At 70.0% G+C, this 13209-nt stretch carries 13 protein-coding genes; 10 read left to right on the top strand and 3 right to left on the bottom strand.

Features of this window, described 5'->3' with window-relative positions; all coding sequences use genetic code 11:
* Positions 1 to 427 precede the first annotated feature (427 nt).
* Positions 428 to 1624 (top strand): MFS transporter, encoded by a 1197-nt coding sequence (locus B2W79_RS02095; RefSeq protein ID WP_292786496.1) that lies wholly within the window; start codon positions 428 to 430, stop codon positions 1622 to 1624.
* 117 nt (positions 1625 to 1741) lie between these two features.
* Here B2W79_RS02095 and B2W79_RS02090 read toward each other — a convergent pair whose 3' ends face one another.
* Positions 1742 to 2707 (bottom strand): helix-turn-helix domain-containing protein, encoded by a 966-nt coding sequence (locus B2W79_RS02090; protein ID WP_292786493.1) that lies wholly within the window; start codon positions 2705 to 2707, stop codon positions 1742 to 1744.
* An 84-nt stretch (positions 2708 to 2791) separates the two neighbouring features.
* Between B2W79_RS02090 and B2W79_RS02085 the strand changes: the two genes are divergently transcribed.
* The gene (locus B2W79_RS02085) at positions 2792 to 3253 is read left to right on the top strand and encodes a DUF3817 domain-containing protein (RefSeq protein WP_292786491.1); all 462 of its coding nucleotides are present in this window, start codon (positions 2792 to 2794) and stop codon (positions 3251 to 3253) included.
* A gap of 24 nt (positions 3254 to 3277) precedes the next feature.
* Here the strand turns inward: B2W79_RS02085 and B2W79_RS02080 are convergent, their stop codons facing one another.
* Positions 3278 to 4063 (bottom strand): HAD family hydrolase, encoded by a 786-nt coding sequence (locus B2W79_RS02080; RefSeq protein ID WP_256209457.1) that lies wholly within the window; start codon positions 4061 to 4063, stop codon positions 3278 to 3280.
* Positions 4064 to 4413: 350 nt separating this feature from the next.
* Between B2W79_RS02080 and B2W79_RS02075 the strand changes: the two genes are divergently transcribed.
* From B2W79_RS02075 to B2W79_RS02040, 8 genes are all read left to right on the top strand, one after another.
* Positions 4414 to 5679, top strand: coding sequence for an HNH endonuclease signature motif containing protein (locus tag B2W79_RS02075; RefSeq protein WP_292786486.1), 1266 nt, complete (start codon positions 4414 to 4416; stop codon positions 5677 to 5679).
* Positions 5680 to 5829: 150 nt separating this feature from the next.
* Complete coding sequence (gene dnaK / locus B2W79_RS02070) at positions 5830 to 7689, top strand: molecular chaperone DnaK (protein ID WP_071329296.1); 1860 nt, start codon at positions 5830 to 5832, stop codon at positions 7687 to 7689.
* Between the two features lie 2 nt (positions 7690 to 7691).
* Entirely contained in the window at positions 7692 to 8336 is a 645-nt protein-coding gene (locus B2W79_RS02065; protein WP_071329295.1) for a nucleotide exchange factor GrpE, read from the top strand.
* Positions 8337 to 8343: 7 nt separating this feature from the next.
* Positions 8344 to 9327, top strand: a complete 984-nt coding sequence (locus B2W79_RS02060; RefSeq protein WP_071329294.1) for a DnaJ C-terminal domain-containing protein — start codon at positions 8344 to 8346, stop codon at positions 9325 to 9327.
* Positions 9328 to 9421: 94 nt separating this feature from the next.
* The gene (locus tag B2W79_RS02055; RefSeq protein WP_062637270.1) at positions 9422 to 9835 is read left to right on the top strand and encodes a heat shock protein transcriptional repressor HspR; all 414 of its coding nucleotides are present in this window, start codon (positions 9422 to 9424) and stop codon (positions 9833 to 9835) included.
* Positions 9836 to 9882: 47 nt separating this feature from the next.
* On the top strand, positions 9883 to 10542 hold the full coding sequence (locus tag B2W79_RS02050) for a GntR family transcriptional regulator (RefSeq protein ID WP_292786475.1): 660 nt from the start codon (positions 9883 to 9885) through the stop codon (positions 10540 to 10542).
* An 84-nt stretch (positions 10543 to 10626) separates the two neighbouring features.
* Complete coding sequence (locus tag B2W79_RS02045; RefSeq protein ID WP_292786472.1) at positions 10627 to 11451, top strand: hypothetical protein; 825 nt, start codon at positions 10627 to 10629, stop codon at positions 11449 to 11451.
* A complete protein-coding gene (locus B2W79_RS02040) occupies positions 11448 to 12308 on the top strand; it encodes an alpha/beta fold hydrolase (protein ID WP_083391761.1) in 861 nt (286 codons plus the stop codon). Before B2W79_RS02045 ends, B2W79_RS02040 begins: the two co-directional genes overlap by 4 nt.
* On the opposite strand, the gene B2W79_RS02035 is transcribed toward B2W79_RS02040, so the two are convergent.
* Positions 12309 to 13151: a helix-turn-helix transcriptional regulator gene (locus B2W79_RS02035; protein ID WP_292786466.1), complete on the bottom strand. Its 843-nt coding sequence runs from the start codon at positions 13149 to 13151 to the stop codon at positions 12309 to 12311.
* Positions 13152 to 13209: the final 58 nt, after the last annotated feature.

The following is a 13209-nucleotide window of genomic DNA, read 5'->3' as shown; positions in this document are numbered from 1 at the left end:
TGACGACCCAGGCGGGGCGGGGTTCCGGCCCCCGCTCGGTGGGGGTGGACGAGGGCCAGGTCGTCCAGCGCTGGTTCGGGCCGGGCTCGACCTCGGCGAAGGAGAGGGCGGTCTCGAGGGCGTCGAAGGAGGTGGCGTCGAAGGACGCGGCTTCCGAGGAAGCGGGGGATTCGGTCACGGTGTGGCTCCGGGAAGGGAGGCCACGCGGCGATCAGGAGCGGGTGGCCTCGAAGGGAAGGTGGTCGGCGATAGGCGCGACGACGACAGCGTTCATCTCATCGCCTCCTTCGCTCGGGCTTCCCGGGCGGATCCCGGTGCGTCGTCGAGCCTAGGGTGTCCCTCGGGGGTTGTCCAGGGTCGGACGATCGGTCGGATGCGGCGGACGACCGGTCGGGCGCAGGCCGGTCCCCGTTGCGAGTCTGGAAGCATGACCACGACCGCCCCCGTCCCGACCCTGCCGACCAGCCGCGGCGACCGCATCCGCTACGGCGGACTCATCGCCCTCATGGTGATGGGCTTCCTGCTGGTGACCGCCGAGTTCCTCCCCAACGGAGTGCTCACCGAGATGGCGGACGGCCTCGGAGTGACCCCCGGCCAGGCCGGGCAGACCGTCACCGTCACCGCGCTCGTCGGGCTCTTCGTGGCCCCGACCGTGGGGCTCGTGTTCCCCCGTCTGGACCGCCGGTCGCTGCTGGTGTGGATGGCGCTCGCCGCCGCCGTGTCGAACCTCGTGGTCGCCATCGCGCCGAACCTCGTCGTCGTGCTGCTGGCGCGGTTCCTGCTGGGAGCGGCGATCAGCGCCTACTGGACGATGTCGATCACGGTCGCCGCGCGGCTCGCGGGGCCGGAGCACCTCGGTCGCGGGGTGATGTTCACCTCCGCGGGCGTCTCGCTCGCCACGGTCGCCGGCGTCCCGCTCGGGGTCATGCTGAGCGAGGTCGTCGACTGGCGCGCCGTGTTCGCGATCGCGGGAGTGCTCATGGTGGTGCTGGCCGTGGCCCTGCGGTGGGCGTTGCCGACCGTCCCGGCAGAGCGCGCGTCGAGCCTGCGTCTGCTCGTCGACACGGTGCGGCGTCCGGGCATCGGCCTCGGGATGGTCGGACATGTGCTGGTCGTGCTCGGCCACTTCCTCGCCTACACCTACGTCCGCCTCGCGCTGGAGCGCATCCCGGACGTAGACGCCTCGACGATCGTCGTGCTGCTGGCGCTGTTCGGTGTCGGGGGCCTCCTGGGCAACCTCTCCATCGGCCTCGTGATCGACCGCTCCTTCGCCTTCTTCGCGGTATTCGCGCCGCTCGTCATCTCCGCCGCGGTGCTCTCGATGGTGCTCTTCTCCGGATCCATCATCGGCATCGGTGCGGTCGTGCTCCTCTGGGGCTTCTTCTTCTCGTCGTGGCTGATCGTCGTGAACACCTGGGTGGGCCACCGCATGCCGGACCGCCTGGAGGCCGGGGGGAGCCTCGTGGTCGTCGGGTTCCAGGGGGCGATCACGCTCGCGGCGGGCGTGGGCGGACTCCTCGTCGACACCCTGAGCATCGAACTCGTCTACACGATCGGTGCGGTCTCGCTCCTCGCCGGTGCCGTCCTCTTCGGACTCTCGAACCGCCGCAGCGCCCGCTCCTGACCTCCGGGCACAACTTCGGAGCTGGCCGACGACACGCCGTCCCCTCGGGCCCGGGGTCGGCATGTCGTCGCCGGTCTCCGAAGCCGTGCCCGCCCCGGGAGGGGGGAGATCGCGGGGTCAGGCCGGAACGAGGGAGTGCGAGGCGCGCCAGGAGGACGGGGTCATGCCCGTCCGGCGGCGGAAGGCGCGGCTGAAGCCCTCGTCCGAGGCGTAGCCGAGCTCGCGCGAGACGCTCGACACCGACTGCCCGGCCTGGAGCATCCGCTTCGCGGCATCGATCCGCACCTCCGTGACGTAGTCGGCGGGGGAGCGGCCCACGGTGAGACGGAACCGCTCCGCGAAGGCCGAGCGCGACATGGCCCCGACGGCGGCCAGGCGCTCGACCGTCCAGTCCCGTCCCGGCTGCTCGTGGATGGCGTCCACCACCCGGTCGAGGAAGGGATCCTTCGACAACGAGGGCCACCCCGCGGGCGCACATCCGTTGGCCGCCCAGGCCCGGATGACCGAGAGCAGCACGGTGGTCGCCATCATCCGGCAGATCAGCGGGTCTCCCTGGCGCACCGGGCACGCGGGCGCATCGACCACGCCCATGTTCTCGGCGAGGGCGGCGGCAGCCGGCTCCAGCGCGTCGAATCCGGTCACCGCGAGGAAGGGCGGCAGGAGCGCGGGCAGGGGAGAGGCGGTGTCCGCGAGCTCGATGTCGACGAGGAGGAGCGCGGTTTCGGCGTCGGCCTCCAGCGCGAAGGCGTCGCCGCGGAGCAGCAGGAAGGCGTCGCCGGACACGAGTCGGTCGCGGTGTCCTGGCTCCTCGACCGTGAGCTGCTGCGAGGAACGGTCCACGTCGAGGCGGCAGCCCGTGCCCAGAGGCGGATGCCCGTGCACGGCGCCGTCGGCGACGTAGACGAGGGTGATCCGGCCGGACGGCAGCGGGAGGAGTCCTCCGGGGGTCAGCCGCACGCGGCGGGCGATCCCCACGCGCAGGTCCACCGTGCCGAGCACCGAGGACAGCGCGTCCGCATCCACCGTCACCATGCCTTCGGCAACGTCGGCCGCCGTCCCCCTATTCCCCTTCGAATCGCTCACCTTGCTCCATTTCGGCGGCGGATGGGGCCAAGTGGGCGATTCGAAGCGGGATACGCTGGAGGGGTACCCCACCCGAGGAGTCCCGTGTTCCGCACCCCTGGCCGCCTGTACCGAGTCCTCGCGATCGCGGAGGCGATCACCTGGACCATCCTCATCGCCGCGATCATCGCACGCGCCGTCGGAGCCCCCGGCGTCGTGGTGACGGTCGGCGGCGGAATCCACGGGTTCGTGTTCCTCGCCTATGCCGCGACCGCCGTCCTCGTCGCGCTCAACCAGCGGTGGCACCCGGGCGTCGGCGTGCTCGCCGTCCTCAGCGCCGTCGTGCCGTACGCGACCATCCCGATGGAGATCTGGCTGCACCGCACCGGTCGGCTCCGGGGCGACTGGCGGCTCGACGCCACCGACGACCCGCGCGACGGTCGCTGGTACGACCGCCTGATGCGCTGGTTCCTCCGTCGCCCCTGGGTGCTCGCGGTGCTGCTTGTCGTGGGCATCGTCGCGCTGTATGTGATCCTGCTGCTGGTCGGCCCGCCCGGGGGCAAGTGACCCGACCCCGAAGGGCGTGATGCCCTAAGGGATCGGCGTCGGTGCCGTCGCGCCGGGAACGCCGGCGACGTGGAGGGCCGTCCGCAGCGCGGCGACTCCCGTGAAGTGGTGCGTGGTCATGCCCAGCGCTCGTGCGCCGCTGAGCTTCCCCGGCGAATCGTCGAGGAAAAAGACCTCCTCCGGAGGGAGGTCGAGGGCTGCGACCACGTGGCGGAAAGCCCGGACGTCCGGCTTGGCGTGTCCGATGTCGGCGGAGTTGAACACGCGATCGAAGTGCGCGTCGATGCCGCTGTCGCGAAGCTCCTCGTCGATGGTGTCGGTGCCGTTCGTGAGGATGGCGCAGGTGGTCCCGTGAGACCGCACCGCGTCGACGAGCGCCAGCACGTCCCGGTCGGCGGCGAACGGCGTGCGTCCCCATTCCTGCGCCGCGGCGGCCGACCCTGCGGCCTCTCCGACGCGGATGATCCATTCCTCGCGGGTGAGGAGTCCCGTGGTCACCTCGTCGATCAGCGGGGAGGAGAAGGCGGTACGGGCGATCGCGCCGTCCGCGAGCCCGTGCCGTGCCTCCAGGGTGGTGTCGTGGTCGAAATGACGGATGACCCCGTCGAGGTCGAAGAGCACGGCGCGGATCATCCCCCCATCCTGCCTCCCGGCCACCACCTCCGTGTGGATGGCGTGCCAGCTCTCCGCGATCCGCTCCATCGAGCCCAGGTGCACCCCGCAGACGGCGTCCTCCTCGGCAGCGAGCTCGATGATCTCGATGCCGTCGGCGGCGGGGCCGGAGTAGGAGTATCCGGCGACGACCTCCATCCCGTCCGGCAGCGTCCGGTACTGGGCGATCGGGGTGGTGAGGGCGCGGGGAGGGGCTTCTGGACGATCTCGATCTGCGACGTGTGCTTCTCCTTCTCGATGAGGTGGAGGCGCCGCTCCACATCGACGAGTCGCGCGGCGGCGAGCCGGTGCTCCCGCTCCACCTCGGCGCGCCGGATGCGCAGCAGTGCGGCGATCCGGTCGGCGCAGACGCCCTCCGCGAGGATCGACGAGATAGCGCCGAGGCCGAAGCCGAGCGATATCGCCGTGGCGCACAGTGCATCCCAGTATATCGTTTACCGCGTCTGAACTGGGCTTTCAATGTCGGTGGCCCCTGCTTCACTCGGGGTATGACAGGACTGGCGGACGCGACGATCGAGCAGGTGGAGGCGCTCCGAGCGCTCACGGAGATGCTCGTCGGTGTCGAGCGGACGATCAGTGGTCTGCAGGCTGCGCGGGATGGGATCCTGGCTCTGGGATCGCGCCTCGCCGTGGAGGTCGCGGCACAGGCCGACCATCCGGACGGCGCGGATCTGAGCGTGCGCACGGTCGCGGCGGAGTTCGGTGCCGCGCTGAGGGCGAGCGACAGGACGATGCAGCGGCGGATGGCGGATGCGGTCTGGATCGTCGAACGCTTTCCCCGGCTGTGGGGTGCATGGGGCGCGGGGCAGGTCACCGCCCGGCATGCCCGCGTCATCGCGGAGGCGGGGGAGCACCTCGAGGACGGGGCGGACCGCGACGCGTTCTCCGCGCGAATGATCGCCTTCGCCGAGGACGAGGCGCCGAATCGTGTTGCGCGAATGGCGCGCCGGGTCGCGGAGGAGTTTCAGCCACGTCCCCTCGCGGACCGTCACGAGGTCGCCCGTGAGCGGCGGCGCGTGTGGGTGCGGGACGCCCCTGACGGGATGGCTGAGCTCGGACTCCTGGGGCCGGCGGAACTGGTGCACGGCGTGTTCGATCGGCTGACCAGCATGGCCAAGACTGCACAGGCCGGCGATGACCCGACGGACCTCCGAACTGTCGCGCAGTCCAGGGCTGACCTCGCGCTCGACCTCCTCCTGACCGGCGCTCCGGCAGGCCATGACGACCGCGGCGGTGCCCTGGCCGCCATCGTGCCCACAGTCGCGGTCACGGTGCCCGTCATGACCCTCCTCGGTCGGGGAACGGCGCAGGCGGAGCTCGACGGCCGCACCCCTGTCGACCCCGCCACGGCGCGGAAGTTGGCGGGAGCTGCTTCCGGATGGGATCGCATCCTCACCCACCCCGTGTCGGGCGCGGTCCTCGCGGTCGACCGGTATCGCCCGAACGCCGAACTACGACGACATCTGCGGGCCAGAGATCAGCGATGCCGCTTCCCCGGATGCGGGTACCCGCCCGCCAAATGCGACATCGACCACCACCGGGACGCCGCGCTCGGCGGGGAGACAACTGCCTCGAATCTCGGTCACCTGTGCCGTCGCCATCACGTCTTGAAACATCAGTCCGCCTGGCATGTCGAGGCGCGTGGCGACGGCCTCTATGCCTGGACGAGTCCGACGGGGAGGGTCTACATCGACCGCCCGCCACCGTCGAACACCGTCACCTTCACCGAAGAATCGACGGACGCGCCGTTCTGACCGCCGGGCGGGAAAACTTGAGCCTGTTCATATCAAGTTCATTTGACAGCCTTCGGGCCTCGGCGTACACTTGAGCCATCGCGACTCAGGTTTCCCTGATCGCCGCAGGTTTCCAGACCACTACAGACTTCCCAACAAAGGAGAGAACACATGGCACGTGCTGTCGGTATCGACCTCGGAACCACCAACTCCGTCGTCAGCGTCCTCGAGGGTGGCGAGCCCAAGGTCATCGCCAACGCCGAGGGCTTCCGCACGACCCCTTCGGTCGTCGCCTTCACCAAGGACGGGGAGGTGCTCGTCGGCGAGACCGCGAAGCGCCAGGCCGTCACCAACGTCGACCGGACGATCGCTTCCGTCAAGCGCCACATGGGCACCGACTGGACCTTCGACGTCGACGGCAAGAAGTGGACGCCGCAGGAGATCTCCGCGCGCATCCTCCAGAAGCTCAAGCGCGACGCCGAGTCCTACCTCGGAGACACCGTGACCGACGCCGTCATCACGGTTCCGGCGTACTTCAACGACGCCGAGCGTCAGGCCACCAAGGAGGCCGGTGAGATCGCGGGCCTCAACGTGCTCCGCATCATCAACGAGCCGACCGCCGCTGCCCTGGCCTACGGCCTCGACAAGGGCAAGGAGGACGAGCTCATCCTCGTCTTCGACCTCGGTGGCGGAACGTTCGACGTCTCCCTCCTCGAGGTGGGCAAGGACGACGACTTCTCCACGATCCAGGTGCGCGCTACCGCCGGTGACAACCGTCTCGGTGGAGACGACTGGGACCAGCGTCTCGTCGACTACCTGATCAAGCAGTTCAAGGAGACCACGGGCGTCGACGTCTCGGGTGACAAGATCGCCCTGCAGCGCCTCAAGGAGGCCGCGGAGCAGGCGAAGAAGGAGCTCTCCAGCTCCACGTCCACGAGCATCAACCTCCCGTACCTGTCGCTGACCGACTCGGGCCCCGTCTCGCTCTCCGAGACCGTGACCCGCGCCAAGTTCGAGGACCTCACGAAGGACCTGCTCGACCGCACCAAGAAGCCCTTCGAGGACGTCATCCGCGAGGCCGGCATCAAGGTGTCCGACATCGACCACATCGTCCTCGTGGGTGGTTCGACCCGTATGCCCGCCGTCGCCGAGCTCGTCAAGCGCGAGACCGGCAAGGAGGCCAACAAGGGTGTGAACCCGGATGAGGTCGTCGCCGTCGGCGCCGCGCTGCAGGCCGGTGTCCTCAAGGGCGAGCGCAAGGACGTCCTGCTCATCGACGTCACCCCGCTCTCCCTCGGCATCGAGACCAAGGGCGGCATGATGACCAAGCTCATCGAGCGCAACACGGCCATCCCGACCAAGCGGAGCGAGACCTTCACCACGGCCGACGACAACCAGCCGTCCGTCGCGATCCAGGTCTTCCAGGGCGAGCGTGACTTCACGCGCGACAACAAGCCGCTCGGCACCTTCGAGCTGACCGGCATCGCGCCGGCTCCCCGTGGCATCCCGCAGATCGAGGTCACCTTCGACATCGACGCCAACGGCATCGTCCACGTGTCCGCGAAGGACAAGGGCACCGGCACCGAGAAGTCGATCGTCATCTCCGGCGGCTCGTCGCTGTCGAAGGAGGACATCGAGCGCATGGTGCGCGAGGCTGAGGAGCACGCCGCCGAGGACAAGGCGCGTCGCGAGGCTGCGGAGACCCGCAACCAGGCCGAGACCCTCGCCTACTCCATCGAGAAGCTCATCTCGGAGAACGAGGACAAGCTCCCCGAGGACGTGAAGACCGAGGTCAAGGCCGACGTCGATGCGCTCAAGACGGCACTGGCCGGCGACGACGACGAGGCCGTGAAGACCGCGTTCGAGAAGCTCAACCAGTCCCAGTCGAAGCTCGGCGAGGCGATCTACGCCTCCTCGCAGGCGGACGCCGGCGCTTCGGCCGAGGGCGAGGCCCCGACCGGTGACGCCCCCTCCTCCGAGGAGGACGTCATCGACGCCGAGGTCGTCGACGACGAGGACGAGAAGAAGTAATCATGACGGACAAGAACTTCGACGAGAACGAGGTTCCGGAGGGGTCGGATGCTCAGGCATCCGGCCCCGTGCCGCAGAACCAGGACTCCCGCGAGGCGAAGGCCGCCGAGGGCTCGGATGAGACCCCGGTCGACGCCGCTGCCGAGACGGAGGAAGGGCTGACGGTCGAGGACATCCTCGGCGCCGCGCAGACGGCGGACGCCGCCGCCGGCGACGCCGCGATCGCCGACGCCGAGAACGCCCTGCTGACCGACCTCAAGCGCCTGCAGGCCGAGTACGCGAACTACCGACGCCGCACCGAAGAGCAGCGCCAGATCGAGATCGAGCGCGCGAAGGGCGAGGCCGCCAAGGGCCTCATCCCTGTGCTCGACGACCTGGCCCGCGCCGAGCAGCACGGCGATCTGGTCGAGGGCAGCCCCTTCGCCGTGATCGCCGAGAAGGTGCGCGCGGTCGTGGAGCGGCTCGGCGTCGTCGCCTACGGCGAGAAGGGGGAGGAGTTCGACCCCCAGCGTCACGAGGCGATCTTCCAGCAGCCGACCCCCGGCACCTCGAAGACCACGGTGCTCGAGGTCGTCGAGGTGGGCTACCGCCTCGGCGAGGTCGAGCTGCGTCCTGCGAAGGTCGTCGTCGCCGTCCCTGCGGAGTAGGTGATCGATGGCCAGCCAGGATTGGTTCGACAAGGACTTCTACAAGACCCTCGGGGTCTCGAAGGACGTCAGCGACGCTGACCTGAAGAAGACGTACCGCAAGCTCGCGCGCAAGTATCACCCCGACTCCAATCAGGGCGATGCGAAGGCCGAGGCCAAGTTCAAGGAGATCAGCGAGGCCTACTCGGTGCTCTCCGACGCCGAGCAGCGCAAGGAGTACGACGAGATCCGCGCCATGGGCTCGGGCGCTCGCTTCACGGCGAGCGGCTCGGGCGCCGGCGGGTTCGAAGACGTCTTCAGCCGGTTCGGACAGCAGGGGCGCGGCCAGACCGCCGACTTCGAGGACATCTTCGCGATGTTCAACCAGGGCCAGGGCAGCTCGTTCGGCGGTGGCCGGTTCGGGCAGCCGAGCGGCGGCTTCCGAGGCTTCGGCGGCCCGCAGCGCGGCGCCGACGTCACGGCCCGCACCACGCTGGACTTCAGCACCGCCGTGCAGGGCGAGACCATCACCCTGCAGGGCGAGGACGGCAAGCCGTTCAAGGTGAAGATCCCCGCGGGTGTCGCCGATGGGCAGAAGATCCGGTTGCGTGGCCGTGGTCGTCCCTCGCCCGACGGTGGGGAGAACGGAGACATCGTGGTGCAGATCACGGTGCGTCCGCACCCGGTCTTCACACGGGACGGTCTCAACCTCCGCCTCGTGGTCCCGGTGACCTTCACCGAGGCGACGCTGGGCGCGACCATCGAGGTCCCGACCCTCGGTGGCGACGTGGTGAAGCTCCGCGTGGCCCCCGGGACCCCGTCCGGTCGCGTGCTCCGCGTCAAGGGTCGCGGTGTCGCGACCGCCAAGGGGACCGGCGACCTGCTCGCCGAGCTCCAGGTCGCGGTGCCGACGCACCTCGATGACGCCGCGCGCGAGGCGCTCGAGAGGTTCCAGGAGCTGGAGCCCCAGGAGAACCCGCGGGCCGAGCTCATGGCGAAGGCCCGCCGTTGACGAGCACAGGCTTTCGCGTCGGGTCAGGCGCTTCCGGAGGGGAGTTGCCTGACCCGGCGCGGCGGCCTGACGTGAAATCAGGAAGGAAGGCGTGATGGACGCGGACACTCCGGTCTTCGCGATCGCCGCAGCCGCCAAGCTCTCCGGCCTGCACCCCCAGACCCTCCGTCAGTACGACCGGATCGGCCTCGTGGTGCCGGGACGGACGCCCGGCGGCTCCCGTCGTTATTCGCACCGCAACATCGAGCAGCTGCGCGAGGTGGCCCAGCTCTCCTCTGAAGGGGTCAGTCTCCCCGCGATCGCCCGGCTCCTCGACCTGGAGGACGAGAACCGGATGCTGCGCGACCGTGTCGTCGCGCTGGAGAGCGCCCTCCGCGCCGAGCGGGAGAACCGCCCCGGCGTGCGGGTCTTCGCCGCCGGATCCGCGGGCGTCGTACCTATGCCGACCGGCCGCCGCATCCGCCGCTCGACGGAGCTCGTGCTCTGGAGTCCGCGCTCCGGAGCCTGACCGCGCACCCCGGTGTGTATCCTGTCAACTGTTAACAGGAGGTCACCATGACGCAGACCGTCACGCGCGGGGAGTCGCTCGGGGCGCAGGTCGCGCGCGTGCTGCGCCAGCGCATCGTCCGAGGGGAGCTCGCGCCGGGGGCCCGGCTCACCGAAGAGGCCCTCGCCGAGGAGTTCGCCGTCAGCCGCGGTCCCGTGCGCGACGCCCTCACCCAGCTCAGCTTCGAGAAGCTCGTCGAGGTGCAGCGCCCGCGCGGCGTCTACATCGTGGGCCTCACGAGCGACGACGTCGACCAGCTCTACAGCCTCCGAGGCGCATTGGAGCAACTCGCCCTCTCGCGGGCGATGCGGGTCGACGACGACGACCGGTGGCAGCCGATGGCCGACGCCGTCCAGCGCATGGCCGAAGCCGCGGACGCAGGTGACCATGCGGCCTTCGTCACGGCCGACCTCGACTTCCACTCGCAGATCTACGCCCTCGCCGACCACCCCCGGCTGGAGGGCGCCTGGAACCAGTACCTCCCCACGTTCACGGCCCTGCTCGAGGTCACGATCAACCACGACGAAGACCTCCACGAGTCCGCGGACGACCATGTGAAGCTGCTGGATGTCATGCGCACGGGGTCTCCCGACGCGGCCGCCGCCGTCCTCTCGGCGCACCTCGACGGTGCCCGCGAGCGGATGCTCCACGAAGTCGGCTCTCGCTGAGTCGCGGGACGCGAAGACGCGGGCACATGTTCCGTGCGCATGCGGACATGGGCCGCGCTCCCTGGCGGGGCGAGCATGGAGCACATGACGGGACAGGACAGGAAAGAGAATCCGATCGTCGTCCTCGGTGCCACCGGTACGACCGGTTCGCGCGTGGCGGCACTTCTCGAGGATGCCGGGCGAGCGGTGCGCCGGGCATCGCGCCGCTCGGAATGGCGCTTCGACTGGGGTGACCCCGCAAGCTGGGGGCCGGTCGTCTCCGGAGCGGCGGGCGTGTATGTCGTCCTGCCCGAGGAGCCGATGGACCTTCATCCGTTCATCGAGACTCTCGACCGTGCGGGTGTCCCGCAGGTCGTGGTCCTGACGGCGCGGAACCCCGAGGTGAGCGGTGACGGGATTGCCGTAGGCGCCGAACGGGTCTTCGCCGCGGCGGATGCCGCCTCCACGTTCCTCCGCCCCTCCTGGTTCTCGCAGGGGTTCATCGACGGTCTGTTCGCCGCCCAGCTCGACGCCACCGGAGAGCTGCGGCTTCCCACAGGCGACGGGGGCGAGCCGTTCATCGACGCGGCCGACATCGCCCGCGTGGCGGCGCGCCTGTTCCTCGACCGCACGGGTCCGACGCACGTCGAGCTCTCCGGCCCCGAGGTGCTCACGTTCGCGGACGCGGTCGAGATCGTCGCGCGGCGTACCAGCCGGACGCTGCGATATGTCCACGTGGAGCCGGCGGAGTGGGCGGCCTCCGTGGCGGACTACCTGCCGCCGCGAATGGTCGGGGCGCTCCGAAACCTGTTCGCGGCGATCCGCGATGGCCGCGACGCCTATCTGTCTCCCGGGGTAACGGAGGTGCTGGGGGTGCCGCCTCAGTCGCTCGGGGCGGTCGTCGACCGGTCTGCGGAGTCCCGGCGATGACTGTCGCTGAGGTCGGGGGTCCCGTGCCCCGCGGGGTCAGCCGACGGACGGTGCTCGGCGCCGCGCTCGGTGTCTCCGCTGCCGTCGCCGCTGCGAGCGTCGGACAGGTGTCCACCGCTTCGGCGGCTCGAGCCCGCACCGATCTGGTGTTCATCCACGGTGGCTCCCACGGCGGCTGGGCGTGGCGGCGTGTGGTGGAGCGTCTCGATGTCCGGCGTGGTCGCATCCTCACACCCACCCTTCCCGGGGTCGGTGATCGCGCGCATCGCCTCGCACGTGGGATCACCTTCCAGGACGGAGTCGACGACATCGTGGCGAGCATCGAGGCGGAGGAGCTCGAGAACGTCGTCCTCGTCGGCCACAGCATCGGCGGAGCGTATGCCTCGGCGGTCGCAGAGCGGATCGCCGGCGGCCTGCGCGGGGCCGTGTATCTGGATGCCGTCGTCGTCGACCCCGGGGAGCGGGTCCTCGACGTCCTCACGCCGTCGAGTCGCGCTGCGCTGCCGACCGTGGTCGCTCAGGCCGGAGAGGGCTTCTTCGTCCCCAAGCCGCGGGATCCCGAGATGTTCGGCGTCTTCCGTGAACCCGACGTCGCGTGGCTGCGGCGTCGCCTCACCGCGCACCCGTGGAGCAGTTGGGCGGACGTGGTGCCGCTTGAGGGCGCGGGGCCTTCGATCCCGCGGCTCTACGTCGATTGCACGGAGCCGTCGTTCGCCGATGTCGCGCCATCGAAGGAGCGCGTGCGCGCGCGGCCGGGAGAGTGGCAGGTGCAGCGGCTGACCGCGGGACATGACGCGCTCGTCACCGAACCGGCGGCCGTGGCCCGCCTCATCAGCGGTTTCTGCCGTGCGCTGTGATCACCCCGCCTGCGATGCGATCGACGCCGTGTCGTAGTGGCGCGGACTCACACCGAACCGCCGCTTGAACGCGGTGCTGAGGGCGAACTCGTCCGAGTAGCCGAGGCGCTCGGCGATCTCCTTGAGCGGAGTGTCGGGCGCTTCGTCGAGGATCTCCATCGCGTGCGCCATGCGCCAGCGTGCGAGGTGGGCGGAGGGAGTCGTGCCGACCACATCCCGGAAGGTCCTTGCGAAGGCGGATCGCGAGAGGTGAGCCAGGGCCGCCATCTCCGCGACGGTCCAGGACCGCGCGGGATCTCGGTGCAGGGCGGTGAGGACCGCTCCGATGCGTGGATGTGTGATCCCGCCGATCCACCCCGGCGGTGCAGGGGAGGCGGCTATCCACGCGAGGACGGCAGCGGTCGCCGCGACCTCCGTGAGTTTGGGGAAGAGCCCCGCACGGGACCCTTCACTGCCGATCTGATCCTTCAGGAGCCCGGCGACCGTGGACAACACCGGCGTCTCGTCCACGATGATCAGACGCGGCAGCTCGCGTTCGAGCAGTGCATAGACGTGGCCGCGACTTTCGAAGGAGATGATCCCCGCGGCCTCCGCGTCGAGAAACCCGATGCTCTCCTCGGCGGAGAGACAGACGACAGCGACCTGATGGGGCCTCACCGCGATCGTGCGACCGTCCCGGAGCAGGTGCAGTCCGTCGGCCCCAGCCAGGACGAGCAGCTGCCGTCCAGCGGGGCCGTGGCCGCCGTCGCCCGTCAGAGTGGCTCCGATGCCGGGGAGCGTAAGGGGCTCTGCCGACACCACCCTCATGCTGGTGAGTGCCCGGTTCACCGAATCCAGCCCCATTCCTCCATTGTTCCGCCTCGCGCGGGACGGGGATCCGCATCGCCGAGGCGTTCAGCGG

Source organism: Microbacterium sp. UBA7513 (assembly GCF_002478345.1).
Taxonomy (GTDB): Bacteria; Actinomycetota; Actinomycetes; order Actinomycetales; family Microbacteriaceae; genus Microbacterium.
This window is presented reverse-complemented; position numbering and strand designations above follow the sequence as displayed.